This window comes from Microbacterium sp. SCN 71-21 (assembly GCF_001725695.1).
Classification (GTDB): domain Bacteria; phylum Actinomycetota; class Actinomycetes; order Actinomycetales; family Microbacteriaceae; genus Microbacterium; species Microbacterium ginsengisoli.
In genome coordinates, this window is the sequence record NZ_MEGA01000033.1 from 1 (window position 1) to 26,943 (window position 26,943).

Here is a 26,943-nt window from a genome sequence, read left to right on the forward strand (position 1 = left end):
GAGCGAGTTCGCGGGAGCCGCCGACGAGCTGGGCAGTGCGCTGCTGATCAATCCCCACGACATCGACGGGGTGAAGGACGCCATCCGCCGCGCGATCGACATGCCGGCGGCCGAGCAGGGACGACGGATGCGGGCGCTGCGTCGCCGCGTGCTCGAACACGACGTCGAGGACTGGTCGCGCTCGTTCCTGGCGGCGCTCGACGCGACCCGCTCGGACGCCCGGTGACCGCGACCGCGCCGGAGGCGGCGACCGAGCGCATCGCTCGGGTCGCGGCATCCGATGTACTTCTCGTGGCACTCGATTTCGACGGCACCCTGTCGCACACGGTCGACGAGCCGATGTCGGCGCGCATGATCCCCGCCGCCCGCGCGGCGCTCGGTGCGCTGGCGGCTGCGCCCCGCACCCACGTCGCGCTCGTGTCGGGGCGCTCGCTCGCCGACCTGCGGGTGATCGCCGAGCACGACGACGCGTCGCCGTGGCACCTGGCGGGCTCGCACGGCATCGAGTACTGGCATCCGGGGGAGTCGGGCGTCGAGGGAGCGCCGACCTCCGAGGAGACGGCGACTCTTGACCAGCTGGCGGACACCGCCGAGGGTCTCGTCGCCGACCTCGACGGCGCCTGGATCGAACGCAAGAGCTTCGGCTTCGGTGTGCACACCCGGCTGAGCGAGCCGGATGCCGCGGCCACCGCCCAGCGGCGGGTCGACGACCTGGTGGCGCGCGAGGCGCCCGCCTGGCGACGTCGCACCGGGCACGACATCGTCGAGTACGCGTTCCGTGAGGGCGGGAAGGATGACGCGGTCCGCCGCCTCGCCGATCGCGTCGGTGCGACCGCCGTCGTGTTCGCCGGCGACGACGTCACCGACGAAGACGCGCTGCGCGCCCTGGGGCCGGCGGACCTCGGCGTGCGGGTCGGTGCGGGGGAGACCGCCGCGGCCGTGCGGGTGGGCTCGCCCGAGGAGCTCGCGGCCCTGCTGCAGCACCTCGCCGACGCCCGCGGCTGAGCGACCGCGCGTACGTCCCGCGCGTGCGCCGGGGGGAATGCGGCCCGGGCCTACACTCTGTTACATGCCTGAAACCCCCGCTGCATCCGGCGCGCCCGCCGTCGACATCAAGCCCCGCAGCCGCGTCGTCACCGATGGCATCGAAGCCACCACGTCGCGCGGAATGCTCCGCGCCGTGGGCATGGGCGACGAGGACTGGGACAAGCCCCAGATCGGCATTGCGTCGAGCTGGAACGAGATCACCCCCTGCAACCTGAGCCTCGACCGGCTCGCCCAGGGCGCCAAGGAGGGCGTGCACTCCGGTGGCGGCTACCCGCTGCAGTTCGGCACCATCTCCGTCTCCGACGGCATCTCGATGGGCCACGAGGGCATGCACTTCTCGCTGGTCTCCCGCGAGGTCATCGCCGACTCCGTCGAGACGGTCATCATGGCCGAGCGCCTCGACGGCTCCGTGCTTCTCGCCGGCTGCGACAAGTCGATCCCCGGCATGCTGATGGCCTCCGCCCGCCTCGACCTCTCCAGCGTGTTCCTCTACGCGGGGTCGATCGCTCCCGGCTGGGTCAAGCTCAGCGACGGCACCGAGAAGGATGTCACGATCATCGACTCGTTCGAGGCGGTCGGCGCCTGCCTCGCGGGCAAGATGAGCGAGGCCGACCTCAAGCGCATCGAGTGCGCGATCGCCCCCGGTGAGGGCGCGTGCGGCGGCATGTACACCGCCAACACCATGGCCTCGGTCGCCGAGGCCCTCGGGCTCAGCCTCCCGGGCTCGGCCGCGCCGCCCTCGGCGGACCGTCGCCGCGACTACTTCGCCCATCGCTCGGGCGAGGCCGTCGTGAACCTGCTGCGCCAGGGCGTCACGACCCGCGACATCCTCACCAAGGAGGCCTTCGAGAACGCGATCGCCCTCGCGATGGCCCTCGGCGGCTCGACCAACGTCGTGCTGCACCTGCTCGCGATCGCCCGCGAGGCGGACGTCGAGCTGAGCCTCCACGACTTCAACCGCATCGGCGACAAGGTTCCCCACGTCGCCGACATGAAGCCGTTCGGCAAGTACGTCATGAACGACGTCGACCGCCACGGCGGCATCCCGGTGATCATGAAGGCGATGCTCGACGAGGGTCTGCTGCACGGCGACGCGCTCACCGTGACCGGCAAGACGCTCGCGGAGAACCTGGCCGATCTCGACCCCGACCCGGTCGACGGCACCGTCATCCACACTTTCGACAACCCCATCCACGCCACCGGCGGCCTGACGATCCTGCACGGCTCGCTCGCCCCCGAGGGTGCCGTGGTGAAGACCGCGGGCTTCGACGCCGCCGTCTTCGAGGGTCCCGCCCGCGTGTTCGAGCGCGAGCGTGCCGCGATCGACGCTCTCGCCGAGGGATCGATCGAGGCGGGCAGCGTGGTCGTCATCCGCTACGAGGGCCCCAAGGGCGGCCCCGGCATGCGCGAGATGCTCGCGATCACGGCCGCCATCAAGGGCGCCGGGCTCGGCAAGGATGTACTACTCTTGACGGACGGTCGATTCTCCGGCGGCACAACCGGCCTCTGCATCGGCCACATAGCACCCGAAGCGGTGGACGCAGGTCCCATCGCCTTCGTGCGCGATGGTGATCTGATACGGGTCGATATCGCGGCTCGCACTCTCGACCTACTCGTCGATGATGCAGAGCTCGACTCCCGCCGCTCTGGCTGGGAGCCGCTTCCCCCGCGCTACACCCGAGGCGTTCTGGCCAAGTACTCCAAGCTCGTGCGCTCCGCCGCGGAGGGCGCGACCACGGGGTGACCCCGCCGCATCCCATTCACCCACTCCTGTCGAGGTACTCATCATGTCCGCCGACACCGCACCGGCTGTGCCGCGCCCGCCGGCACGTACTGCGTCCGCTCCCGTGATCACCGGGGCCGAGTCTGTCGTCCGCACCCTCGAGCTTCTCGGGGTCACCGACGTCTTCGGTCTTCCCGGCGGCGCGATCCTGCCGGTCTACGACCCGCTCATGGACTCGTCGAAGATCCGCCACATCCTCGTCCGCCACGAGCAGGGGGCCGGTCACGCCGCCCAGGGCTACGCGGCGGCGACCGGCAAGACGGGCGTTGCGATCGCGACGTCCGGGCCCGGTGCCACGAACCTCGTCACCGCGATCGCCGACGCCTACATGGACTCGGTGCCGATCGTCTGCATCACCGGGCAGGTGTTCTCGACCCTCATGGGTACGGACGCCTTCCAGGAGGCCGACATCGTCGGCATCACGATGCCGATCACGAAGCACTCGTTCCTCGTGAAGGATGCCTCGGAGATCCCCGGAGCGATCACCGCGGCCTTCGAGATCGCCAGCACCGGCCGCCCCGGACCCGTGCTCGTCGACATCACGAAGGACGCGCAGCAGGCCGAGGTGCCGTTCGTGTGGCCGGCGAAGATCGACCTGCCCGGCTACCGTCCGGTGACGAAGGCGCACGGCAAGCAGATCCAGGCGGCCGCGCAGCTGATCGCCGAGTCGTCGAAGCCGGTGCTGTACGTCGGCGGCGGTGTGGTGCGCTCGCAGGCCTCGGCCGAGCTGCGCACCCTGGCCGAGGCGACCGGCGCTCCCGTGGTGACGACGCTCATGGCGCGTGGCGCGTTCCCGGACTCGCACCCGCAGCAGCTGGGGATGCCGGGCATGCACGGCACGGTGCCGGCGGTGCTCGCCCTGCAGGAGGCCGACCTGATCGTCGCCCTCGGTGCCCGCTTCGACGACCGCGTGACGGGCAAGGCCTCGCTGTTCGCCCCGAACGCGAAGGTCGTGCACGTCGACATCGACCCTGCGGAGATCTCGAAGATCCGCATCGCCGACGTACCGATCGTGGGCGACCTGCGCGACGTGCTGGTCGACCTCGACACGGCGTACGCGCAGGCGGTCGCCGCGCAGGACGGTCGCGCCGACCTCACCGAGTGGTGGTCGTTCCTCGACGGCCTGCGTACCGAGTTCCCGCTCGGCTACGCGCCCACGAGCGACGGTCTCCTCGCGCCGCAGCAGATCATCAGCCGCATCGGCGAGCTGACCGGTCCCGAGGGCATCTACGCGGCGGGCGTGGGCCAGCATCAGATGTGGGCGGCGCAGTTCATCGGCTACGAGCGTCCGAACGCGTGGCTCAACTCCGGTGGCGCCGGAACCATGGGCTACGCGGTGCCCGCCGCGATGGGCGCGAAGGTCGCTGAGCCCGACCGTGTCGTGTGGGCGATCGACGGCGACGGCTGCTTCCAGATGACCAACCAGGAGCTCGCCACCTGCACGATCAACCAGATTCCGATCAAGGTCGCGATCATCAACAACTCGTCGCTGGGCATGGTGCGGCAGTGGCAGACCCTCTTCTACGACGGGCGCTACTCGAACACCGACCTGAACACGGGCCACGACACCATCCGGGTGCCCGACTTCCTCAAGCTCGCGGAAGCCTACGGATGCCTCGGCATCCGCGTGGAGCGCGAGGACGAGATCGACGCGGCCATCGAGCTGGCGCTCGCGACCAACGACCGTCCGGTCGTGATCGACTTCGTCGTGAGCCGTGACGCCATGGTGTGGCCGATGGTGCCGCAGGGCGTCAGCAACAGCTATGTCCAGTACGCGCGTGACCACGCGCCCGCGTTCGAGCAGGAGGACTGACCATGACCAGTCACGTGCTGAGCCTCCTCGTGGAGAACAAGCCCGGTCTGCTGACCCGCGTCGCGGGCCTGTTCGCGCGTCGCGGCTTCAACATCGAGTCGCTCGCGGTGGGTGTCACCGAGGTGCCGGGTCTGTCCCGCATCACGGTGGTGGTCGACGTCGACGACCTCCCGCTCGAGCAGGTCACCAAGCAGCTGAACAAGCTGATCAACGTGATCAAGATCGTCGAGCTGGATGCCGCGGCATCCGTGCAGCGCGAGCACGTGCTCGTGAAGGTGCGCACCGACAACAGCAACCGCTCCAGCGTGCTGGAGGTCGTGAACCTCTTCCGCGCCTCGGTGGTCGACTACGCGCCGGACGCACTCGTGGTCGAGGTGACCGGCGACCGCGGCAAGGTGGATGCGCTGCTGCGCGCTCTCGAGCCGTTCGGCATCAAGGAGCTCGCCCAGTCGGGCCTCCTCGCCATCGGCCGCGGGCCGAAGAGCATCACCGAGCGGGTCCTCCGCGCCTGACCGTGCGCACCCGGGAGGGTGCGACATCCCGTTTCATCACAGCTTCAACAGAAGGAGAAAGACAAGTGGCAGAGATCTTCTACGACGACGACGCCGACCTCGCGCTCATCCAGGCGAAGAAGGTCGCGGTCGTCGGCTACGGCTCGCAGGGACACGCGCACGCGCAGAACCTCCGCGACTCGGGCGTCGAGGTCGTCATCGCCCTCAAGGAGGGCTCGAAGTCGACCGCGAAGGCTCAGGAGGACGGCTTCGAGGTCAAGACCGTGGCCGAGGCGGCCGAGTGGGCGGACCTCATCATGATCCTCGCGCCCGACCAGCACCAGCGGTCGATCTACAACGACGAGATCAAGCCCCACCTCGCGGCGGGCAAGACGCTGGCGTTCGCGCACGGCTTCAACATCCGCTTCGGCTACATCGAGGCGCCCGAGGGCGTCGACGTGATCCTCGTGGCCCCCAAGGCCCCGGGTCACACGGTGCGTCGCGAATTCGTCGCCGGTCGCGGCATCCCGGACATCATCGCCGTCGAGAAGGATGCCTCGGGTCAGGCGTGGGACGTCGCGAAGGCGTACGCCAAGGCCATCGGGGGAACCCGTGCCGGTGTGATCAAGACCACCTTCACGGAGGAGACCGAGACCGACCTGTTCGGTGAGCAGGCCGTTCTCTGCGGTGGCGTGTCGCAGCTGATCCAGTACGGCTTCGAGACCCTCACCGAGGCCGGCTACCAGCCGCAGATCGCCTACTTCGAGGTGCTGCACGAGCTCAAGCTCATCGTCGACCTCATGTGGGAGGGCGGCATCGCCAAGCAGCGCTGGAGCGTGTCGGACACCGCCGAGTACGGCGACTACGTCTCGGGCCCCCGCGTGATCGACCCGCGCGTCAAGGAGAACATGCAGGGCGTGCTCGCCGACATCCAGTCGGGTGCGTTCGCGGAGCGCTTCATCGGCGACCAGGACGCCGGCGCCCCCGAGTTCCACGCTCTGCGTGAGAAGGCGGCTCAGCACCCCATCGAGGCCGTGGGTCGCGACCTGCGTGCGCTCTTCGCGTGGAAGCAGCAGGACGCGGACTACGTCGAGGGCAGCGCCGCGCGCTGATCCTCTCGATCCTCCGACGTCGCAGCCTCCCGCGACCGTCGCGGCGACCTGTGGCGGTCGCGGGAGGCTCCGGCGTTTCGGTCCCGGGTCGGGGCGCGCGACGCGGGGTAGTGCGACGGCGTGAGAGGGTGGACGCATGGCCAGACCCGACGACGACGATGCCCTGCGCTGGGACGGTGACGACGATCCGACGCTGACGCCGTCGGGCGTCTCGCAGTCCGCTCCTCGTGCGGCATCCGCTCCGTCCCCCGCCGCGCCCGCGAAGGCGACCCTCCCCGAGGGGTTCGCCGCGGTCGGCAAGGGCAGCGACGAGGTCGAGACGGCGGATGCCGCCGGCGACGCAGTCGCGGCGGGCCCCGCGCCGATGGGCAACGCGATGCTCGTGACAGTGGGCGTGCTGGGCGGCGTGTACGCGCTCTGGACGATCGGCTGGATCATCGGGGGGCTGCGCCTGCGCACGGTCGCCGACGTGCTGGTCGACCCGGTCGCCTACGCGGTGGCGATGTGGCTGGCGGTGGCCACGCCCGCGATCTGGTTCTTCGTCACGTCGTGGCTGACGGCGCGCTCGCGCAGTTGGCTGCGCCTCGTGCTGCTGATCGCCGGGGCGGCGCTGCTCGTGCCGTGGCCGTTCGTGATGGTCGGGGCGGTGGGGTCATGACGACGGATGCCGCTCCTCGCCGCCGTGCGGCGCTGCCGGTGTGGCTCGTGGCCACGGTCTCTGCGTTCTTCGGTCTGTTCTACGCGTACGCCGTGTGGGCGGCGGTGGGCTTCCTCATCTCGCAGGCGTCGGGTCCGCTCGGTCTGAACGGCTACGGCTGGTTCGTGCTCATCCTCGCCGTCGTGTTCCCCGCGATCGCCTTCGCGATCGCCTTCGCGATCGGCTGGCGTCGGCGGCTGCTGCCGTTCGCGGCGATCCTGCTCACCGGGCTCGGTGTCACGGCGGTGTTCTGGGTGAACGTACTGGGCTACGCGGCGGCCTACGGCGCGCAGCTGCTGGGTTCCTGACGCTCTGCGAGCCCGTCACACGGTCGGAGCGGCATCGCCCGGCGCGATAGGCTGGCGCTCACTGCGCCGTGCGACCTGCGGAGCCGCTGCGCGCTCGTCCTGCGCCGCGCGCGCTCCCGGAAACGCCGAAGGATCCACCCCGTGACGAAGCCCGTCGTGCTCATCGCCGAAGAACTCTCTCCCGCCACGATCGAGGCTCTCGGCCCCGACTTCGAGGTGCGCCATGTCGACGGCGCCGACCGCTCGGCGCTGCTGCCCGCCCTCGCCGACGTTGACGCCGTGCTCGTGCGCTCGGCGACGAAGCTCGACGCCGAGGCGATCGCCGCGGCCCCTCAGCTCAAGGTGATCGCTCGCGCGGGTGTCGGTCTCGACAACGTCGACATCAAGGCGGCCACGACCGCGGGCGTCATGGTCGTGAACGCGCCGACCTCGAACATCATCTCGGCGGCCGAGCTCACGATCGGCCACATCCTCTCGCTCGCGCGGCGCATCCCCGCCGCTCACGCGTCGCTCGCCGGCGGCGCGTGGAAGCGCTCGTCGTACACGGGTGTCGAGCTGTACGAGAAGACCCTCGGCATCATCGGTCTCGGCCGCATCGGCGCGCTGATCGCGGCGCGCGTGCAGGCGTTCGGGGTGAACGTCGTCGCGTACGACCCGTATGTGACGAGCGCTCGTGCGCAGCAGCTCGGCGTGACCCTCGTGACCCTCGACGAGCTGCTCGAGCAGAGCGACTTCGTGACGATCCACATGCCGAAGACGCCCGAGACGACCGGAATGATCGGCGTCGAGCAGCTGCGTCGCATGAAGCCGACGGCGTATGTCGTCAACGTCGCCCGCGGCGGGCTCATCGACGAGCAGGCGCTGTTCGACGCGCTGTCGACCGGGGAGATCGCCGGCGCCGGCCTCGACGTCTTCACGGCCGAGCCGCCGAAGGAGGGCTCCGTGGCGGCCGCCCTCACGGCGCTCCCGAACGTCGTCGTGACGCCCCACCTCGGCGCGTCGACCGATGAGGCCCAGGAGAAGGCGGGCGTCTCGGTCGCGAAGTCGGTCAAGCTCGCCCTCGAGGGCGACCTCGTGCCCGACGCGGTGAATGTCGCCGGCGGCGTGATCGACCCGTTCGTGCGCCCCGGCATCGCGCTCGTCGAGAAGCTCGGTCAGATCCTCGCGGGCCTCGCGACCGGCGCCGTCACGCGCATCGACCTCGACGTGCGCGGCGAGCTCGCCGCCTACGACGTGAAGGTCTACGAGCTGGCCGCGCTGAAGGGGTACTTCTCGCGCATCGTGAGCGACAACGTCTCGTACGTCAACGCTCCGCTGCTCGCGCAGCAGCGCGGGGTGGAGATCTCGCTGACGACCTCGCCCGACTCGAAGGACTACCGCAACACCACGACGCTGCGCGCCGCGCTGGCCGACGGCTCGACCCTGACGGTCGCCGGCACCCTCTCGGGCACGAAGATGGTCGAGAAGATCATCGGCATCAACGACTACGACATCGAGGTGCCGATCGCCGAGCACCACATCGTGATGCTCTACACCGACCGCCCCGGCATCGTCGCTGTCTACGGGCAGAAGTTCGGCGAGGCGGGCATCAACATCGCGGGCATGCAGATCGCACGTCGTTCGGCGGGTGGCCAGGCTCTCGCGGTGCTGACGGTCGACTCGCCGGTTCCCGACGAGATCCTCGCCGAGGTCAGCGGTGCGATCCAGGCCGACCTCTTCCGCGAGCTCTCGCTGACCGAGGTCTGAGCGCGCCGGCTCAGACGGCGCTGCGCTCGACGAGGGCGATGAGCGCCGCGAGGGCGTCGTCGTCGAGGTCGGGTCCGGGCACGGAGCCGGTCGAGAGCGCGTTGTTGAAGTAGAGCCCGTCGCTGACGAGCATCACGAGCTGCAGTGCGGTCTCGTCGCGCGTGTGGGGGCGGAGGGTCTCCTCCCACACGTCGCGCAGGCGTCGGAGGGCGTCGGATGCCACGGCGTCGCCGTTCTGCGCGAGGCGCGACACGGTGACGATCGTGCGGTCGAACGGCGTGTTGTGCATGATCGATGACCGCATGAACGCGGCGATCGCGCCGACGGGGGAGGCTGCGACATCCGCCATCTCGGCGACGCCGCGGGAGGACATCCGCTCGATCACGGCGGACTGCAGGGCGTCCTTCGACGCGAAGTGGTAGAGCAGGCCCCCCTTCGAGACGCCGGCGGCGCGGGCGACGGCGTCCATCGTGGCGGCGGCCGGGCCGTCGGCGATCACGACGTCTTCGTAGGCGTCGAGCACGCTCTCGCGGGCGCGGGGAGGGCGACTCATGCGTTCCAGGGTAGTGAGGAGGCATCCGGCACTCTGTTACTATACCAACTGGACGGTATAGAAATGATGACACTGACTGAAGAGATCCGCCTGGCCGACGAGCAGGGGAAGCGGGTGGGATGGCGCGGCTGGGCCGCGCTCGTCGTGCTGATGCTGCCCGTGCTGCTCATCTCGGTCGACAACACCGTGCTGAGCTTCGCGCTGCCCGACATCTCCCTGCAGCTCGGCCCCACGGCCGTGCAGCAGCTGTGGATCGTCGACGTGTATCCGCTGGTGCTCGCCGGCTTCCTCGTGACGATGGGTACGCTCGGCGACCGGTTCGGCCGGCGACGGATGCTGCTCATCGGCGCCACCGGCTTCGCCGCCGTCTCCGCAGTGACCGCGTTCGCGCCGTCGGCGGAGCTGCTGATCGCCGGCCGCGCCCTGATGGGCGTGTTCGGGGCCATGCTGATGCCCTCGACGCTGTCGCTGCTGCGCAGCATCTTCACTCACCGCGACCAGCGGCGCCTCGCGATCGCGGTGTGGGCGTCGATGTTCTCCGCGGGTGCCGCGCTCGGGCCGATCGTCGGCGGCGTGCTGCTGTCGCACTTCGCCTGGGGTTCGGTCTTCCTGATGGCCGTTCCCGTGCTCATCCCGCTGCTGGTGTTCGCGCCGCTGCTCGTGCCCGAGAGCCGCGACCCGCGGCCCGGTCGCATCGACCCGGTGAGCATCGTGCTGTCGATGGCGACGACCGTGCCGATCGTGTGGGCCATCAAGGAGACCGCCGTTCACGGCGTGGGCACTGTCCCGCTCGTGCTCGTCGTCGTCGGTCTCACGGCCGGCACGCTGTTCGTGCGCCGGCAGCTGCGCGCGGAGCGCCCCATGCTCGACATGCGACTGTTCCGCTCGGGAACCTTCTCGGGCGCGCTCATCGTGAACCTCCTCAGTGTCGTCGCCCTCGTCGGATTCCTGTTCTTCGTCGCTCAGCACCTGCAGCTGATCGTGGGGCTCTCGCCGATCGAGGCGGGCCTCGCGCTCGTGCCCGGACTCGCCGTGATGATCGCGGCGGGGCTCATCGTCGTGCCGATAGCGATGCGCGCCCCCGCCCGGGTGGTCGTGCCGGTCGCGCTCGTCTTCGCGTTCGCGGGCTACGTGGCCGTCGCGTTCGCCACGGAGTCCGGGTCGCTCGCGGTGCTCATCGGCGCGTTCGCGAGCCTCGGTGCCGGCATCGGCGCGGCCGAGACCGTCTCGAACGAGCTCATCCTCTCGAGTGCCCCGGCCGCCAAGGCGGGTGCCGCGAGTGCCGTCTCCGAGACGGCCTACGAGCTGGGTGCCGTGCTCGGCACCGCGGTGCTCGGTGGCGTGCTCACGGCGCTCTACCGCGCGCACCTGGTGGTGCCGGTCGGCGTGCCCGACGACGTCGCCGTCGCCGCACGCGAGACGCTTGCCGGGGCCGTGCACGCGGCGGGGGACCTGCCCGCCGCGGTCGGTCAGGCGCTGCAGGATGCCGCGGCATCCGCCTTCGACCAGGGAGCCTTCGTGACGGCGCTCATCGGGGCCGCGCTCGTCGTCGTGGCCGCCGTCGTGGCGGCCACTACGCTGGGATCGACCCGCAGCGCGGGACGGTCGGATCACTGACGAGCCGCAGCGCTGCCCTACCCGCGAGGAGAGCAATGTCGCGCGTCGTGAAGCTGGCCGTCATCCCCGGTGACGGCATCGGCCCCGAGGTCGTCGCCGAGGCCGAGAAGGTGCTCGACGCCGTCACGGCCGGCAGCGAGGTCGTCTTCGACAAGACGCGCTTCTCGCTCGGGGCGGCGCGCTACCTCGAGACCGGCGACACCCTCACCGACGCCGACCTCGCCGCCATCGCGGGGCACGACGCCATTCTGCTCGGAGCTGTCGGCGGTGTTCCCGGCGACCCTCGCCTGAAGGACGCGAACATCGAGCGAGGGCTGCTGCTGAAGCTGCGGTTCGAGCTCGACCACTACGTGAACCTGCGCCCGTCGACGCTCTACCCGAGCGTGCCGGGGCCGCTGCGCGACCCGGGCGAGGTCGACTTCGTCGTGGTGCGTGAAGGCACCGAAGGCCCCTACGTCGGCAACGGCGGGGCGATCCGCCGCGGCACGCCGCACGAGGTCGCGAACGAGACATCCGTGAACACCGCGTACGGTGTCGAACGGGTCGTCCGCTACGCGTTCGACCTCGCCGAACGACGGGGCAAGAAGCTCACCCTCGTGCACAAGACCAACGTGCTCGTCAACGCCGGGTCCCTCTGGCACCGGCTCGTGCTCGCGGTCGGCGCGGAGCACCCCGAGGTCGCCGTAAACTACATGCACGTCGATGCGGCCACGATCCACCTGGTCACGAACCCGTCCCGTTTCGACGTCATCGTCACCGACAACCTCTTCGGCGACATTCTGACCGACCTGGCCGGGGCCATCACCGGCGGCATCGGTCTCGCCGCCTCGGGGAACATCAACCCCGACGGTGCGTTCCCGTCGATGTTCGAGCCCGTTCACGGTTCGGCCCCCGACATCGCCGGCACCCAGCAGGCCGACCCCACGGCCGCGATCCTCTCCGTCGCGCTGCTGCTCGATCACCTCGGGCTCACCACGGAGGCCACCCGCGTCACCCGCGCCGTCGAGGCCGACATCGCCTCGCGCTCCGACGCCCCCCGCACGACTTCCGCCATCGGCGACGCGATCGCCGCGCACCTGCAGGCGTAACCTGACAGCACCGCGCGCTTCGCGCCGAGCATTCCAGGATGTGACATGACTCTCACCGACACGAACGACACCGCTCTCGCCCCCCTCGACTTCGCCGTCACGAAGAACCTCGCCGCCGCCTCTCCCGCGGCCCGCGAGGAGATCCTCGCGAACCCCGGATTCGGCCAGAAGTTCACCGACCACATGGTCGACATCTGCTGGTCGGCCGGCGGCGGCTGGCACCGCCCCCGCGTGCAGCCGTACGGTCCGATCTCGCTCGACCCCGCGGCATCCGTGCTGCACTACGGGCAGGAGATCTTCGAGGGGCTGAAGGCCTACCGCTGGGCCGACGGATCGATCCGCACGTTCCGCCCCGATCGCAACGCGGCGCGGCTGCGCGCGTCGGCCCGTCGGCTGGCCCTGCCGGAGCTTCCCACGGAGTATTTCGTGCAGTCGCTGCGTGAGCTCATCGCGGTCGACGGCGACTGGGTGCCGTCGGCTCCCGAGACGAGCCTGTACCTGCGCCCCTTCATGTTCGCGAAGGAGGCCTTCCTGGGCGTGCGCGCGGCGAAGAAGGTCGCGTACTACGTGATCGCGAGCCCCGCGGGCGCCTACTTCCACGGTGGCATCGCGCCGGTGAAGATCTGGCTCGAGACCGAGTTCTCCCGTGCGGGCAGCGGTGGTCTCGGTGCGGCGAAGACCGGCGGCAACTATGCCGCGAGCCTCCTCCCGCACGAGAAGGCGGCCGCCCACGGCTGCGCGCAGGAGCTCTACCTGGATGCCGCGGAGGGCCGCTACATCGAGGAGCTCGGCGGCATGAACGTCGTGTTCGTGCGACGCGACGGCAGCCTGCTGGTGCCGGAGTCCGACTCGATCCTGCCCTCGATCACCCGTGACTCGGTGCTCACCGTCGCGCGCGATCTCGGTCACGAGGCGGAGATCCGCCAGGTCGCGATCGACGAGTGGCGCGAGGGCGTCGACTCGGGCGAGATCGTCGAGGCGTTCGCGTGCGGCACGGCCGCCGTCATCACGCCGATCGGCCAGCTCATCGGCGAGGAGTACACCATCGGCGACCCCGACGCCCCGGCGGGCGCGCTCACGATGGAGATCCGCCAGGTGCTCACCGACATCCAGTACGGACGTCGCGAGGACACGCACGGCTGGATGCTGCGCCTCGACGACTGAGCATCTCTCACCGTCACGACGGCGGGCCGCGGCATCCACCGCGCGCCCGCCGTCGGCGTTCGTGCGCTGACTAGGCTGACGGGGTGAAGATCGCCCGTTTCAGCCACCAGGACGCCATCCGCTACGGCATCGTCGACGAGGGCGAGCTCGTCGTGCTCGCCGCCGACCCGCTGTTCGCCGGGTTCGAGACGACGGGGGAGCGCGTGCCGCTCGCCGACGCGGCGCTGCTGGCTCCGGTGATTCCGCGGTCGAAGGTCGTGTGCGTGGGGAAGAACTATCACGACCACGCGGCGGAGATGGGCGGTGAGGCGCCGGCGGCGCCGTTGCTGTTCCTGAAGCCCAACACCGCGGTCATCGGCCCGGGGGATTCGATCGTTCGTCCGCCGCAGTCCGAGCGCACCGACTTCGAGGGCGAGCTGGCCGTCGTGATCGGCCGCATCGCGAAGAATGTCCCCGCCGAGCGGGCGCTCGACTACGTGTTCGGGTACACGGTCGGCAACGACGTCACCGCGCGGGACATCCAGTACTCCGACGGCCAGTGGACGCGCGGGAAGGGCTTCGACACGTTCTGCCCGCTCGGTCCGGCGATCGAGACCGAGTTCGACATCGCCTCGGCGCGGGTGCAGACCCGGCTCAACGGCGAGGTGGCGCAGGATGCCCCGCTGACCGACATGATCCACTCGGTGCCGGACATCATCGCCTACGCGTCGGCGGCGTTCACGCTGCTGCCGGGCGATGTGATCCTCACCGGCACGCCGGCGGGCGTCGGTCCGTTTAACGCGGGCGACACCGTCGAGGTCGAGATCACCGGTCTCGGCGTGCTGCGCAACACCGCACGCAACGCCTGAGGTCGGCGAGGGCGCGTCGTTCGACGGCTCGACGCGCCGCCCGACGTGCGTCGCTGCCGGAGCTCGGCGAGCAGGTCAGCGACCGAGCGCGCGCGCGGCGAGCTCGACGTCGTCGGCGTCGTTGAACACGTGGAACGCGACCCGGGCGCGACCGGCGCGTCCCGAGGCCGTGATGCCGGCTGCATTCAGGCGTGCGAGGTCGCACCCGGTCGGGTCGGCCCACGTGACGATCGCGCTGCCGGTCGCGGGAAGCTCGAGGCGGGCGCGGAACGCGTCGGCGAGCGTGCGGGTGTGCGCGTGGAGAGCCGCCGGATCGAGCCCGGCGAACAGGGCGAGCGCCGGCGCGGCGCCGATGAACGCCTGCCAGGCGGGGGAGACGTCGAAGCGCGACGCATCGGCGGCGAGGGAGACCTGGCTGCCGTAGCACGAGGTCCACGGGTCCTCGCCGGCGCACCATCCCGCCTGGCGGGCGGGGATGTGCGGCTGGAACCCGGCGGAGACGGCGAGCACAGCGACACCGCGCGGTGCGCACAGCCACTTGTAGGTATGGCAGATCAGGGCGTCGAACGCGCCGCCGTCGACGGGCAGCCAGCCGAGCGCCTGTGTCGCATCGCAGAGCGTGCGCGCGCCGTGGCGGCGGGCCGCGGCGGTGATCGCGGCGGCATCCGCGATCTCTCCCGTGGCCGACTGCACGAGCGAGAACGCGACGAGAGCGGTGTCACCGCGCACCTCGTCGGCGAGGCGCGCGAGCGGCACCGACCGCACGCGGATGCCGCGCCCGGCGTGCACGAACGGCATCACGATCGAGGAGAAGTCGCCCTCGACGCACAGCACCTCGGCGCCGTCGGGCACCGCGGCGGCGATGAGCGCCGCGAGTACGGACGTCTGCGACCCGAGGGCGATGCGGTCGGCGCCGACGCCGAGCAGCGTCGCGGCGTGGCGGCGGGTCTCGGTGACCGCGAGCTCGTAGCGGGCGAGGTCGGGCTGTCCGGAATACGCGGCGTCGAGGTCGGCGCGCAGCGCATCGCGCGACGCCCGGGGCGGCAGCCCGGTGGTGCACGCGGCGAGGTAGCCGCGACCGCCCGCGAACTCCGCGCGCGCGTCGGCGATCGTCAGCGCGGGGGAGAGTGTCGCGGGTGCCATGTCTCCAGCGTGACAGGGAGGCATCCATTCGTCTAGGACATGTTGTGGATCGAAAACATGCGATCCGTTTATGATTCGAGGATGTCGCTCCCCACCCCCGATCCCGGCTTCGACGCGCACTCGCTGCGCCTCGTGAAGGCGATCGCCGACACCGGATCGATCACCGCGGCCGCCGCCGCGCTGGGCTACAGTCAGCCCGCGGTCAGCCAGCACCTCAAGGCGCTCGAATCCCGGCTGGGCGTGCCGCTGGTCGAGCGGGTGGGGCGGCGTGTGCGACTGTCGGAGGCGGGGCGCGTGCTCGCCCGGCATGCGCCGACCGTGACGACAGCGCTCGAGGCGGCGGCGGGGGAGCTGGCGGAGCTGCGGGGGCTGAAGTCGGGACGCGTGCGCCTGGTCGGTTTCCCGTCGGCGTCGCCCACGGTCGTGCCGCGGCTGCTCGCCCGGCTCGCCGAGACGGTCGCGGGCGTGACGGTCACCTACGTCGAGGCCGAGCCGCCCGCGGCGGTCGAGGCCGTGCGCGACGACCGTGCCGACATCGCGCTCACGTTCAGCTACCCGGGTGACCGCGATGATCCGCATCGGGCGAGCGCCCAGGGGCTGTCGGTGCGGGAGATCGCCGTCGAGCCGATGATCGCGGTGCTGCCCGCGACCCACCCCGCTGCCGCGCACGCGACGGTCGATGTCGCGTCCCTCGCGTCCGACGACTGGATCGCCGGCTGCCCGCAGTGCCGCGGACACCTGCTCGAGCTCTGCGACCGTGCGGGGTTCGTGCCGCGCATCACGTTCGAGACCGACAACTTCGTGGCCGTGGAGGGCCTCGTCGCGCAGGGGATCGGGGTGGCGACGCTGCCGCGGCTGGCCGTGGCATCCTTCCCGGCGCTGCCGGGCATCGTGACCGTGCCGTTGCCCGCAACCGAGCAGCGCACGCTGCACACCGTCACCGCCCACGGCGCGGACCGGGTGCCGGCGGTCGCCGCCGTGCTCGCCGCGATCGCCGAGGTGACGGCGGCGGTGGCCTCGGGCGGCGACGGCCCGGCGAACTAGACTGGACGGCGATGTCTTCCGCACCGCACCCCGCCACCACGACCGCCGCCGGACCCGACGTTCGGGTGCGGTTCTGCCCCTCGCCGACCGGCCTTCCGCACGTCGGCATGGTGCGCACGGCCCTCTACAACTGGGGCTATGCGCGTCACACGGGCGGCAAGCTCATCTTCCGCGTCGAGGACACGGATGCCGCGCGCGACAGCGAGGAGAGCTACCGCCAGCTCGTCGACGCGCTCACCTGGCTCAAGATCGACTGGGACGAGGGCGTCGAGGTCGGCGGCCCGCACGCGCCGTATCGGCAGTCTGAGCGCACCGCGATCTACGAGGACGTGCTGACGAAGCTCGTCGCCACCGGGCTCGTGTACGAGAGCTACTCGACTCCCGAGGAGATCGACGCGCGCAACGAGGCGGCCGGCCGCGCGAAGCAGCTGGGCTACGACAACCACGACCGTGACCTCACCGACGCGCAGCGCGAGGCCTTCCGCACCGAAGGGCGCGAGCCGGCGTTCCGGCTGCGGGTGCCCGACACCGACCTGACCTACGTCGACCTGATCCGCGGCGAGGTGACGTTCCCGGCCGGATCCTTCCCCGACTTCGTCATCGTGCGGGCGGGCGGCAAGTTCCTCTATCCGTTCACGAACCCGGTCGACGACGCGCTCATGGGCATCACCCACGTCATCCGCGGCGAGGACATCATGCCGTCGACCGCGCGCCAGCTCGCGCTGTACGACGCACTCATCCAGGCGGGCGTCACCGACTTCGTGCCCCGCTTCGGCCACATGCCGCTGGTGCTCGGGGAGACAGGCACCAAGAAGCTCTCCAAGCGCGACCCGCAGGCCGACCTGTTCCTGCAGCGCGAGCGCGGCTTCATCCACGAGGGCCTGCTGAACTATCTGGCGCTCCTCGGCTGGTCGATCGCCGCCGACCGCGACGTGTTCTCGCTCGAGGAGTTCACCGCCGCGTTCGACATCGCCGACGTGAACCCGAATCCGGCCCGCTTCGACCAGAAGAAGGCCGAGTCGATCAACGGGGACCACATCCGCCTGCTCGCCCCCGACGACTTCGCCGCCCGCATCGTGCCGTACCTGCAGCACGCCGGTGTCATCTCGGATGCCCCGACCCCCGCGGAGACCGCGCTGATCGCCGCCGCGGCACCCCTCGTGCAGGAGCGCGTGCAGGTGCTCGGCGACGTGCCGGGCCTCCTCGGCTTCCTGTTCACCGACTCCGTCACCTACGAGGACGACGCCCTCGCGGGGCTTCCGGCGAACGCCGGCGAGGTGCTGGTCGCGTCGGTCGGTGCACTCGAGGAGGTCGCCGAGCAGGGGTTCGACGCGGCATCCGTGCAAGACGCCCTGCAGACCGCGCTCGTCGACGGCCTCGGCCTCAAGCCGCGAGTCGCCTACGGCCCGTTGCGCGTCGCGCTGAGCGGTCGCCGGGTGTCGCCGCCGCTGTTCGAGTCGATGGAGCTGCTTGGCAAGCAGGCCACCATCGCCCGCCTCGATGCGCTCGTGCAGCGGATCGGCTGACCGCCACCGGCGTGCCGCGAATTGGCGCGCGGGGAGGGCGTCGGGTAGACTCGACCCTCGGTGCGACTGAGGTCGTTCACCCCCTTGGGGTATGGTGTAATTGGCAACACGGCTGATTCTGGTTCAGTTGTTCTTGGTTCGAGTCCAGGTACCCCAGCAAGACGAAGAAGCCCGGAAGTCCGCATCTCGCGGAGCATCCGGGCTTCTTGCTGTGTGCGGCGAGACTCAGCCGCGGTCGTGCAGCGTGACGTGGTATCCGTCGGGGTCGGCGAACGTGAACGTGCGGCCGAAGGGTCCGTCGAACGGTGCGGTGACGATGGGGTGGCCGGCGGCTGCCAGGGCGTCATGGATCTCCTGCACCCCGGTCGCGTGCAACCAGAGCGCGACGCCGAGACCCGGCTGGGCGACGCTGTCGAGATCGGTGCCGGCGACCAGGTCGCGCAAGGCGAAGGCGATGGGGGTCGTCGTGAAGACGACGGCGTGCGGCGGACCTGCGGGGGAGCGTTCGAGGCCGAGGAAGCCTTCGTAGAACGCCTGCGATGCGTCGAGGTCGCGCACCTGCAGCGAGACGAAATCGGGGCCGGTGACGGGCATGGGTGCTCCTTCGATCTGGTGTCAGATTTCTGACATGCCCGAGAGTATGTCAGAATACTGACATGAGTCAAGCCGGTGAGGCGATCGACCTCGACACATCGCTGGGATACCTGCTCAAACAGGCGGCCAGCGCGCTGCGCGCCGCCATGGAGGACGCACTTCGCCCGCACGGCATGACCGTCACCCACTACTCCTGCCTTGAACTGCTCGCGCAGCGGCCCGGACTCTCGAACTCCGAGCTCGCCCGCGGCGCGTTCATCACGCGTCAGTCGATGAACGTGCTGCTGCAGGCTCTCGAACGCGATGGGTCGGTGGTGCGGCCGGCTGAGGCCGCAGTGGGCAAGGCGCTGCCGGCGCAACTGACCGAGCTCGGTCGCGAGCGGCTGGCCGCGGCATCCATCGCGGTGAGAGGCGTCGAGAAGCGGATGCTGGTGGGCATGACCGACCCCGAACAGGTCGCGGCCTTCGGCGCCCTGCAGAGCATGGTGCGCGCGCTTCGCTCCTAGGGGCGGGCGCCGACGCGGATCTCCTGCAGCGACCAGGAGTTGCCGTCGGGATCGCGGAAGTGCGCGTACAGCACCCCGCCCATGTCGTCGATGCCGCTCACGGTCGCCCCTCGCGCGACAAGTTCGTCGCGGGCCGCAGCGACGTCGTCGATGACGAGGTGAAGGCCCGTGATCACCGACTCATCGGGCGTGGGGAGCCCGAAGCCGGTGCCGAACGCGATGGAGCACGCCGAACCCGGCGGGGTGAGCTGCACGATGCGCATGCCCTCCCGCGGGCTCACATCGTGGTCGAGGTGGAAGCCGATGACATCCCGGTAGAAGGCGATGCTGCGATCGACGTCGGAGACCGGGATCGGGACGAGTTCGAGCTTCATGTCCATCGGATGCCTCCTTCTCGGGTCGGCTCGAGGTGCGGGCCGCGCGGCCCACACTACTCACGCCGAACACACGACGACGCCCCATCGGTCGCGCGGCGGAGCCGCAGCGACCGATGGGGCATCGGTGTTCGAGATCAGTGCGCGGCGACCGGCAGCGCGTCGGGGTCGGCGACCGTCGCGACCGACGTGCCGCGGCCCTTGCGACGGAACAGCAGCACCGAGAGCACCGCGCCGACCGCGAAGAAGATCGCGCCCGACACGTAGGCCGCCTGGTAGCCCGCGATCGCCGCCGACTCGCCGAGCGTGGGCGTGCGCACCGTCTGCGCGGCGATGTAGTTCGTCACGGCAGTGGCCGCGATCGTGTTCAGGAGCGCCGTACCGATCGATCCGCCGACCTGCTGGCTCGTGTTCACCATCGCCGAGGCGACGCCCGCGAAGTGGCGGTCGACGCCCAGCGTCGCTGTCTGCATCGAGGCGGGCATGATCGAGCCCATCGCGAACCCGAGAACGAGCAGCGCCGGCAGCACGTCGGCCGCATAGGTGCTGTCGAGCGAGAGGCGGGTGAGCAGCAGCATCCCGATCACTCCCAGGACCATGCCGAACGGCACCATCACCTTCGCGCCGAGGCGGGGGAGCAGCAGGTTGGTCGACAGCTGCGCGGCGATCACCAGCATCACGACCATCGGCAGGAAGCCGAGGCCGGTCTGGATGGGAGTGAACTTCAGCGAACCCTGCAGGAAGTAGGTCAGGAACAGGAAGATCCCGAACATGCCCGCACCCGCGATGAGAATCGAGAGGTAGGCGGCTGCGCGGTTGCGGTCGAGCACGATCGTCAGGGGCAGGAGGGGGTGCGACGCGCGGCGCTGCCACAGCACGAACGCGATCAGGAAGACGCCCGCGGCGGTGAGCACGCCCCACGCAAGCGGCGAGTCCCAGCCGTCGGTCTCGGCGTTGGCGAAGCCGTAGACGATGCCGAACAGACCCGCCGACACCAGGATGGTGCCCGGCACATCGAGCTTCGGACGCGGACCGTGACGCTCGATGCGGCCGACGAAGACGATGACGCCCACGATCGCGACGATGGCGATGAACACGTTGATGTAGAGGTTCCAGCGCCAGTCGAGCTTCTCGGTGAGGAACCCGCCGAGGAGCAGGCCCACGGCGCCCCCGGCGCCGGCGATCGCACCGAACACTCCGAACGCGCGCGCCCGCTCGCGCGGGATCGTGAAGGTCGTGGTGAGCACGGCCAGCGCCGTCGGGGCGAGCAGTGCGCCGAACGCTCCCTGCAGGGCGCGCGAGGCGACCAGCACCTCGAAGGTGGGGGCTGCGCCACCGAGAGCGGATGCCGCGGCGAACCCGACCAGGCCGATGATGAACGCCGGCTTGCGGCCGATCAGGTCGGAGATGCGACCGCCGAACAGCAGCAGTGCACCGAAGGCGAGCGAGTAGGCCGTGATGACCCACTGGCGGTCGCCGTCGGAGAAGCCGAGGTCGGCCTGGGCGGAGGGGAGGGCGATGTTCACGACCGTCGAGTCGAGCACCACCATGAGCTGCGCGAGGCCGACGATGACGAGAGTCAGCCAGCGGCGCGACGAGGGAGCCGAGGGAGTGGAGGCGGCCGGGGCGGTCGCGGTGGGGGAAGTCATGACGGTCACTCTATACGGAACTGAGGCGTTCCGGAAATGAAAAGTTCTAGAACTCTTTCGTACCGATTCGACGTACACTGTGAGGACACCCCCGCGAAAGGAGACCGCTGCGATGACGCCGCTGGATCTCGTCGACCCCGTCCTCGCCGAGCCCGACCTGTCCGATGTCGAGGGTGTGAAGCCCGGCCGCAAGCGCGATCACACGCGCGACCCGGAGATCCTCGACGCCGCCCTCGAGGTGCTCGCCGAGACCGGCTACGACGGCATGACGGTCGACATGGTCGCCACGCGGGCCCGCGCGGGCAAGGCCACGCTCTATCGCCGCTGGCCCTCGAAGGCCGAGCTCGTCATCGACGCCGTCGCCTGCATGAAGCGCGGCGCGTACGACCAGGACTCACTGCCCGACACCGGCACGCTGCGCGGTGACCTCGTCGCCATGATCAAGGCTCCGTCGATCGAAGACGGCGAACGCAAGCTGCAGATCATGGCGGGCATCGTCTCGATGCTCTCGCGCTCTCCCGAGCTCGCCGACGCCGCGCACGACGCACTGGTCGAGCCGCGCGCGGCCGCGAACCGCTTCCTCTATCAGCGCGCGAAGGACCGTGGGGAGATCCCCGACGGGCGCGACCTCGAGCTCGTCGCGACCGTCAGTTCGGCGATGGTCGCCCACCGTGTGCTCATGGAGCGTAAGCCGGTCACGCGCGAGTTCCTCATCTCGGTCATCGACCACGTGGTGCTGCCGGCGCTCGGCATCCCGCGCGACTGACCCGCAGACGCACGAGCGGGCGCCGGATCCCTCCGGCGCCCGCTCGCTGTGTCGGCGCTCAGGCGTGCGGAACGATGACCGCGCGCGCGGACAGCTTGCCGTCCTGCAGTAGGTGGTACGCCTCGAGGGCGTCGTCGAGCGAGAAGCGCTGCACATCCGGGGTGATCTGACCCGCCCGGTACATCTCGACGACGTCGTGAAGGTCGGCCACCGTGCCCCAGTACGAGTTCGTGATGACCGACTCGTAGGGCGTCGTGAAGAAGTTCCACGACACGGTGCCGCCGGCGATGCCGACGACCTGGATGCGGCCTCCGACCGCGACGCTCTGCTGTGCGAGCGCGATCGTGGGAGTCGCGCCCACGAAGTCGAACACGGCGTCGACACCGCGCCCGCCGGTGAGCTCGCGGATGCGCGCGGCCTGGCCCTCGCCGCCCGCGACGGTGACGGCACCACGCTCGGCGGCGAGCGTCATCGCGTCCTCCTTGGTGTCGGTCGCGATGATCGTCGCACCGGTGAGAGCCCGCAGGATCTGCACCGCGATCTGCCCGAGTCCGCCCAGGCCGATGACGAGGGCGAACGCGCCGCCCTTGTTCAACTGCGGCAGCGCGAGCCGGATCGCGTGATAGGGCGTGAGGGCGGCGTCTGCGAGGGGCGCGGCCGCGACCGGATCGGCGTCGCCGAGCGGCACGAGGTGCGCGGCCGGAACCGTCACATACTCGGCCATGCCGCCGTCGCGACCGAGGCCGATTCCCTGATACGGCAGCGTCGCCGCGTTCTCGCAGTAGGTCTCCGCGCCCTGCACGCACGCGCGGCAGTGGCCGCATCCGGTGGGTCCGTAGACGAGGTACGCGTCACCCGGGGTGAAGCCGGTGACCCCGGCGCCGACCGCCTCCACCCAGCCCGAGGTCTCGTGGCCCAGGGTGTACGGCGGGGTGAGGCCCGACACGCCGGTGCTCTCGTCGAAGTCGTGGAACAGCGACACATCGCTGTGGCAGGCGCCGGAGCCGGCGACCTTCAGCAGCACCTCCCCGGGACCGGGCTCGGGGCGCTCGACCTCCTCGAGAGTGGGGAAGGTCTTCCAAGCCGTCAGGCGTACAGCACGCATCGTCACGTCCTCCAAGGCGTCACAGTCCGAAGGCCCGCGCGCGGGTGCACGACGGGCCGGCGCCCGCGTCGCCGGTGCGGCTCGCGCGTCGTAACTAGACTACGCCTGTCGAACAGTTCGGATGCCGCGGCCCGGGGCTGCGGCATCCGTCACATCGCGGCGCCGATGTAGCTGTACTTGACGAACACCTCGGGTGCGATGCCGGCCTCGAGCAGCACGTCCTGCACGGCACGCAGCATGTAGGTCGAGTCCCAGCCCATGTAGAGGTGGTGGGTCGCGTCGATCGTGTCCCACTGGCCGTTCCATGCCCGCTCGGAGAAGATCGGACCGCCGTTGCGCTCGGTGAACCGCACGACCGCGGCACGGTCATCGGCCCAGAGTCGCGTGATGATGCGATGGAAGAGGTAACGCACGTCGTACACCTCCCAGTGCTCGCCGCGGTACTCGACATAGGAGAACTCGCGCTCCCAGCCGTGCGGCCAGCCGCGCCGAGGCTTCGCATCGAGGATCGGGGTGAGTCCGTCGTCGTCGATCTCACCCGTCGCCGCGCGCGGCCAGGTCGCGACGAGCGCCGCGGTGAGCTCTGCCGTGCGCTGCGCGATCGCGGCCGTCGACCATTCGGCGATCTCGGCGACCGCCCGCGTCTGCGGGATGGCGCTCGACCCGAGCAGGCGGCGCTTTGTCGGATAGGGAGCATCGATCGCCTCGATCGCCAGCTCGTCCTCGAGGAGCACCACGTTTCCGAGACTCTGGGCGAGGGCGCGATAGGCGTTCTGCTCGTCGTCGCTCAGGTCGCCCCAGAGGCGCACGCCGTCGGGCGTCCAGTCGTCGCCCGGCGCGAGCGGTGCAATGTGGTCGACGATCACGTCCGGATCTCCGTCGCGCGAGGCGAGCCGGCCCAGCACGTAGCCGGGATGCGGCACATCGCCGAACTTGAGCGCGACGCGCACCCGCTCGTTCGAGGGGGTGATGCGGGCGACCGCGTGGATGAGCGACGACTCGCCCTCGCTGTGCGCACGGCACAGCCGCGCCACGATGCGGTCGTTCGGCACCCCGACGATCTCGCGGCGCAGCAGCAGGGACTCCACGCTCTGCAGGGTCGTCAGCAGTTCGGCGTGGGTGCGGTGACCCGACCCGTGGTCGGCGATCGCCCGCATCGCGAGGGGGAACGCCACCCGGCCGAACGTGCCGATGCCCGCCGTGTGCGTGCGTACCGCAGGGTCCGGCTCGAGCGACGGGTCGAGCAGGCGACGATAGATCTCGGCGAACGCGCGCCACTCTGTTGCGTGGCGACGCAGGGCTGCGGCATCCAGTCTCGGGAACCGCTGCCGGAACGCGTCGTAGACCGAGCGATGACCGGATGCCGCCAGCTCCCGCCCGGTCGTCATGATCAGGTAGTGGCGCCAGAACGCCGCGATCGCCTCGCCGGTGGCCCGCTCGATGGGCAGCCAGTAGTCGTCTTCGATCTCGGTCTGCTGCTCGCGCGTGAGTCCCATGAGCACGTAGTTGTGGATCAGCTCGTGGTCGCGCAGCGGCTCGCCCGTGGAATTGAGGCTCTCGAAGGTCTGCTGCGCGTTCGCCTCGGCGCCGAGCGCGATCGCCACGTGCTCGAGCCGGGTGAGACCCCGCCACACCGCGGCGGCGTCGTGCACGCCGATGCGGCTGCGGAAGAACGCGTAGTTGTCGTCGAAGCGCGACGCCCGCTCAGCGTCGTCGGGGGAACGGCGGTCGAGCACGACTTCCTCGAACACCTCCGCCCACGCGCGGTGGGGGCGCAGCTTCGTGCGGGACGGATCATCCGCCCGCACCAGCACGCGGCGCAGCTGGGCCGCGAGCGGAGGGTCGGTGTCACGCACGGTGTGCGCGAGTGCCGCCACCAGCAGCATGAGGGTCGTGATGCGCTGCTGCCCGTCGATCAGCACGAGCTCGGTGTCGGCGGCGTCGGTCGACGCAGTGGAGAGCACGGAGCCGATGAAGTGGGTCTGCCCGGGTTCGGCTGCGGCGACCGCGCGCACATCGGCGAGCAACTGCTCGCACCCGCCGATGTCCCACCGGTACTGCCGCTGGTACACCGGAACCACGATGTTGGTGCCGGGAGATGACAGCCAGTCGATGGTGTTGACCGCGGATGCCTCGATGTTTCTGGCTGCTCCCATGATGGGGGATTTTACCGGCCCGCCCCCGGGGTCGTGGGAGGAGGCAAGGGTAGGCTAACCCGCGCCGGGCCTGTTAAAACTTCGCTGGCCCCTGGACGAAAGGCTGACCACCTCATGGGTTACATCACCTCCGCCGCGCTCGAAGAGACCGGCTACGTCGTTCTCGACAGCTACAACAAGCCGCTCGACCCCAAGGAGTGGCTCGACATCGAGTACGTCGACTGGAAGTCGTCGGGCGACACGCGCTTCGCACCGCTTGCAAGCGCCTTCGGCGAGATCGAATGCAACGGCTTCTGGAACCACAAGCCGCCGCGCACCGACAAGGACGGCGTGTGGATCCCCGCCCAGACGGAGCTCGCCCCGACTCTCACCGAGCGTGCGCTCGAGCCGGGCGCGAACGTCGGCCGCTGCCGCATCATCGAGCTGCAGCCCAACAGCTACGGCGACTGCCTCTACAACCTGCACCAGGACGACAACAACCGCCTCAACCCCGACGGCACCGGCTGGGTCGTGCGCGGGTTCTTCAACCTCACCGACGACACCGAGAGCTACTTCGTGCTGCGTCACAACCGCACCGATCCCGAAGGCGAGGTGCGCATCGCGCTGCCGGCCGGCGCGCAGCTGATCATCGACACGCAGCGCCTGTGGCACGCCGCCACCCACCTCGGCAACGAGCCCCGCTACTGCCTCATCACCTCGTGGGAGTCAGGCCCCGAGCTCGACGCGTACATCGAGAAGTACCACGGCGTGAACCACGTCGAGAGCGTGCCGATCTCGCAGGAGACCCTCGACGCAGGCCAGGCCGAGCAGGCCCGCCGTGACGCGGCCCGCGCCGCCTATTATGCCGCCAAGGGTCAGGCCGAGCTCGCGGCGCAGACCGCGATGAGCGAGGCCTGAGCCGCGGCATCCGTCAGACGCCCCGTTCCGCAGCGGCGGAGCGGGGCGTCGTCGTTCGTGCGGGCAGCGTCCCGTGCGTGGAGACAGGCGATCTGGCGAGAACAGGACGGATGCCGCGGCGTTCTCCTGCGCTCGTGTGATCGCCTGCGTGCGGTGCAGCGCCACGGCGAGAGGTCTCTCCGCGGCGGCGCGGGGCGAGGTGGCCAGATCTCGCGCGCCGTCACGGCGAGCCGGGCACATCTAGCGCGCCAAGTCGGCGAGGGCCGCGCGCGCCTCAGCGGCGTAGCGCGGGTTGTCGTCGCTCGCACACAGCAGCACGGCGATGAACGCCGCCGCCCAGCCGCGCGCCCGGAGGGCGAGCGGGCTCCCCTCGTCGACACCCGCCTCCGCCAGGAACCGGGCACGGTCGACGGGCGAGAACGCGAGCCACCCGACGGCGATGTCGTAGCAGGGGTCGCCCGCGGTGAGGTCGCCGAAATCGATCAGCGCGACCAGGCGCCCGCCCCGCACCACGACATTGCCCGGGTGCAGGTCGCCGTGGAGCCACACCGGCGGCCCGATGTGCGGTTCTGCCGTGAGGGCGTCGTGCCACGCGGCATCCAGAAGTGCGTGCTCGGCAGCCGACACCGGAGCCTCGCGCAGCCGCGCCCGAATCGACGCGTCCCGGGCCGCGAGAGGCACTCCGCGGAACGGATTCTCGGGGAAGGATGCCGCGGGCACGCCCAGCGCGGCGATGCCCGCGGCGAGCGGGCCGGCCCACGCCCCGCGCTCCCCGCGCGGTACGTCGATCGCCGCCTCGCCGTCGAACCACGGCACGAGACTCCACGGGAACGGTGACGCCTCGTTCGCGTGCACCGCGACCAGGGGAGCGGGGGCGCCGACTCCGGCGGTCGCGAGACGGCGGGCGATCGCCGGC

Annotated in this window: 26 protein-coding genes and 1 tRNA gene; 19 read left to right on the forward strand and 8 right to left on the reverse strand. The window is 70.5% G+C overall.

Going from position 1 to position 26,943, the window contains the following annotated elements:
- From ABT08_RS06760 to serA, 9 genes are all read left to right on the forward strand, one after another.
- On the forward strand, positions 1-226 hold a 226-nt coding region (locus tag ABT08_RS06760), incomplete at its 5' end, for a trehalose-6-phosphate synthase (protein WP_288114325.1).
- Positions 223-1,005 carry a trehalose-phosphatase gene (gene otsB, locus ABT08_RS06765; RefSeq protein ID WP_056519896.1) on the forward strand — a complete coding sequence of 261 codons (783 nt, stop codon included), beginning with the start codon at positions 223-225 and terminating at the stop codon, positions 1,003-1,005. The genes ABT08_RS06760 and otsB, both read left to right, overlap by 4 nt.
- A 64-nt stretch (positions 1,006-1,069) precedes the next feature.
- Complete coding sequence (ilvD, locus tag ABT08_RS06770) at positions 1,070-2,791, forward strand: dihydroxy-acid dehydratase (protein ID WP_056206999.1); 1,722 nt, start codon at positions 1,070-1,072, stop codon at positions 2,789-2,791.
- Positions 2,792-2,834: 43 nt separating this feature from the next.
- Positions 2,835-4,643, forward strand: coding sequence for an acetolactate synthase large subunit (locus ABT08_RS06775; protein WP_056206998.1), 1,809 nt, complete (start codon positions 2,835-2,837; stop codon positions 4,641-4,643).
- Positions 4,644-4,645: 2 nt separating this feature from the next.
- Positions 4,646-5,155 carry an acetolactate synthase small subunit gene (gene ilvN, locus ABT08_RS06780; protein WP_045248491.1) on the forward strand — a complete coding sequence of 170 codons (510 nt, stop codon included), beginning with the start codon at positions 4,646-4,648 and terminating at the stop codon, positions 5,153-5,155.
- A 65-nt stretch (positions 5,156-5,220) separates the two neighbouring features.
- A complete protein-coding gene (gene ilvC / locus ABT08_RS06785) occupies positions 5,221-6,246 on the forward strand; it encodes a ketol-acid reductoisomerase (protein ID WP_045248490.1) in 1,026 nt (341 codons plus the stop codon).
- A gap of 136 nt (positions 6,247-6,382) precedes the next feature.
- A complete protein-coding gene (locus ABT08_RS06790) occupies positions 6,383-6,904 on the forward strand; it encodes a hypothetical protein (protein ID WP_056206996.1) in 522 nt (173 codons plus the stop codon).
- A complete protein-coding gene (locus tag ABT08_RS06795; protein ID WP_056206994.1) occupies positions 6,901-7,251 on the forward strand; it encodes a hypothetical protein in 351 nt (116 codons plus the stop codon). Before ABT08_RS06790 ends, ABT08_RS06795 begins: the two co-directional genes overlap by 4 nt.
- A 141-nt stretch (positions 7,252-7,392) precedes the next feature.
- Positions 7,393-8,997, forward strand: a complete 1,605-nt coding sequence (gene serA / locus ABT08_RS06800) for a phosphoglycerate dehydrogenase (protein WP_056206992.1) — start codon at positions 7,393-7,395, stop codon at positions 8,995-8,997.
- Positions 8,998-9,007: 10 nt separating this feature from the next.
- Here the strand turns inward: serA and ABT08_RS06805 are convergent, their stop codons facing one another.
- Positions 9,008-9,550, reverse strand: coding sequence for a TetR/AcrR family transcriptional regulator (locus ABT08_RS06805; RefSeq protein WP_137877382.1), 543 nt, complete (start codon positions 9,548-9,550; stop codon positions 9,008-9,010).
- Positions 9,551-9,616: 66 nt separating this feature from the next.
- Here ABT08_RS06805 and ABT08_RS06810 point away from each other — a divergent pair, with 66 nt between their 5' ends.
- The 4 genes from ABT08_RS06810 (at position 9,617) to ABT08_RS06825 (ending at position 14,267) form a co-directional block, all read left to right on the forward strand.
- Complete coding sequence (locus ABT08_RS06810; protein ID WP_502671668.1) at positions 9,617-11,167, forward strand: MFS transporter; 1,551 nt, start codon at positions 9,617-9,619, stop codon at positions 11,165-11,167.
- Positions 11,168-11,202: 35 nt separating this feature from the next.
- Complete coding sequence (locus ABT08_RS06815) at positions 11,203-12,255, forward strand: 3-isopropylmalate dehydrogenase (protein ID WP_056206988.1); 1,053 nt, start codon at positions 11,203-11,205, stop codon at positions 12,253-12,255.
- 45 nt (positions 12,256-12,300) lie between these two features.
- Positions 12,301-13,419 carry a branched-chain amino acid aminotransferase gene (locus ABT08_RS06820; RefSeq protein ID WP_056206986.1) on the forward strand — a complete coding sequence of 373 codons (1,119 nt, stop codon included), beginning with the start codon at positions 12,301-12,303 and terminating at the stop codon, positions 13,417-13,419.
- Positions 13,420-13,502: 83 nt separating this feature from the next.
- Positions 13,503-14,267 carry a fumarylacetoacetate hydrolase family protein gene (locus tag ABT08_RS06825; protein ID WP_045248482.1) on the forward strand — a complete coding sequence of 255 codons (765 nt, stop codon included), beginning with the start codon at positions 13,503-13,505 and terminating at the stop codon, positions 14,265-14,267.
- Between the two features lie 75 nt (positions 14,268-14,342).
- Here the strand turns inward: ABT08_RS06825 and ABT08_RS06830 are convergent, their stop codons facing one another.
- Positions 14,343-15,410 (reverse strand): aminotransferase class V-fold PLP-dependent enzyme, encoded by a 1,068-nt coding sequence (locus tag ABT08_RS06830; RefSeq protein WP_056206981.1) that lies wholly within the window; start codon positions 15,408-15,410, stop codon positions 14,343-14,345.
- 81 nt (positions 15,411-15,491) lie between these two features.
- Here ABT08_RS06830 and ABT08_RS06835 point away from each other — a divergent pair, with 81 nt between their 5' ends.
- From ABT08_RS06835 to ABT08_RS06845, 3 genes are all read left to right on the forward strand, one after another.
- Positions 15,492-16,454: a LysR family transcriptional regulator gene (locus ABT08_RS06835; RefSeq protein ID WP_288114331.1), complete on the forward strand. Its 963-nt coding sequence runs from the start codon at positions 15,492-15,494 to the stop codon at positions 16,452-16,454.
- 11 nt (positions 16,455-16,465) lie between these two features.
- Complete coding sequence (gene gltX / locus ABT08_RS06840; RefSeq protein ID WP_288114333.1) at positions 16,466-17,980, forward strand: glutamate--tRNA ligase; 1,515 nt, start codon at positions 16,466-16,468, stop codon at positions 17,978-17,980.
- Positions 17,981-18,065: 85 nt separating this feature from the next.
- A tRNA-Gln gene (locus tag ABT08_RS06845) sits at positions 18,066-18,137 on the forward strand.
- Between the two features lie 68 nt (positions 18,138-18,205).
- Here ABT08_RS06845 and ABT08_RS06850 read toward each other — a convergent pair.
- On the reverse strand, positions 18,206-18,574 hold the full coding sequence (locus ABT08_RS06850) for a VOC family protein (RefSeq protein ID WP_273205880.1): 369 nt from the start codon (positions 18,572-18,574) through the stop codon (positions 18,206-18,208).
- Positions 18,575-18,636: 62 nt separating this feature from the next.
- On the opposite strand from ABT08_RS06850, the gene ABT08_RS06855 reads away from it, so the two are divergent.
- Positions 18,637-19,080, forward strand: coding sequence for a MarR family winged helix-turn-helix transcriptional regulator (locus ABT08_RS06855; RefSeq protein ID WP_056206975.1), 444 nt, complete (start codon positions 18,637-18,639; stop codon positions 19,078-19,080).
- Here ABT08_RS06855 and ABT08_RS06860 read toward each other — a convergent pair.
- On the reverse strand, positions 19,077-19,460 hold the full coding sequence (locus tag ABT08_RS06860; protein WP_288114335.1) for a VOC family protein: 384 nt from the start codon (positions 19,458-19,460) through the stop codon (positions 19,077-19,079). The genes ABT08_RS06855 and ABT08_RS06860 overlap by 4 nt on opposite strands.
- A 131-nt stretch (positions 19,461-19,591) precedes the next feature.
- Positions 19,592-21,103 (reverse strand): MFS transporter, encoded by a 1,512-nt coding sequence (locus tag ABT08_RS06865; RefSeq protein ID WP_045248475.1) that lies wholly within the window; start codon positions 21,101-21,103, stop codon positions 19,592-19,594.
- Positions 21,104-21,215: 112 nt separating this feature from the next.
- Between ABT08_RS06865 and ABT08_RS06870 the strand changes: the two genes are divergently transcribed.
- A complete protein-coding gene (locus ABT08_RS06870) occupies positions 21,216-21,869 on the forward strand; it encodes a TetR/AcrR family transcriptional regulator (protein WP_082483034.1) in 654 nt (217 codons plus the stop codon).
- 58 nt (positions 21,870-21,927) lie between these two features.
- Here the strand turns inward: ABT08_RS06870 and ABT08_RS06875 are convergent, their stop codons facing one another.
- Together ABT08_RS06875 and ABT08_RS06880 are read right to left on the reverse strand one after the other, a co-directional pair.
- Positions 21,928-22,974, reverse strand: a complete 1,047-nt coding sequence (locus tag ABT08_RS06875; protein WP_045248564.1) for an NAD(P)-dependent alcohol dehydrogenase — start codon at positions 22,972-22,974, stop codon at positions 21,928-21,930.
- A gap of 149 nt (positions 22,975-23,123) precedes the next feature.
- Positions 23,124-25,130 carry a DUF262 domain-containing protein gene (locus tag ABT08_RS06880; protein WP_288114338.1) on the reverse strand — a complete coding sequence of 669 codons (2,007 nt, stop codon included), beginning with the start codon at positions 25,128-25,130 and terminating at the stop codon, positions 23,124-23,126.
- A 114-nt stretch (positions 25,131-25,244) separates the two neighbouring features.
- Between ABT08_RS06880 and ABT08_RS06885 the strand changes: the two genes are divergently transcribed.
- Positions 25,245-26,027 carry a hypothetical protein gene (locus ABT08_RS06885; RefSeq protein ID WP_056206971.1) on the forward strand — a complete coding sequence of 261 codons (783 nt, stop codon included), beginning with the start codon at positions 25,245-25,247 and terminating at the stop codon, positions 26,025-26,027.
- A gap of 240 nt (positions 26,028-26,267) precedes the next feature.
- On the opposite strand, the gene ABT08_RS06890 is transcribed toward ABT08_RS06885, so the two are convergent.
- On the reverse strand, positions 26,268-26,943 hold a 676-nt coding region (locus ABT08_RS06890; protein WP_288114341.1), incomplete at its 5' end, for a phosphotransferase.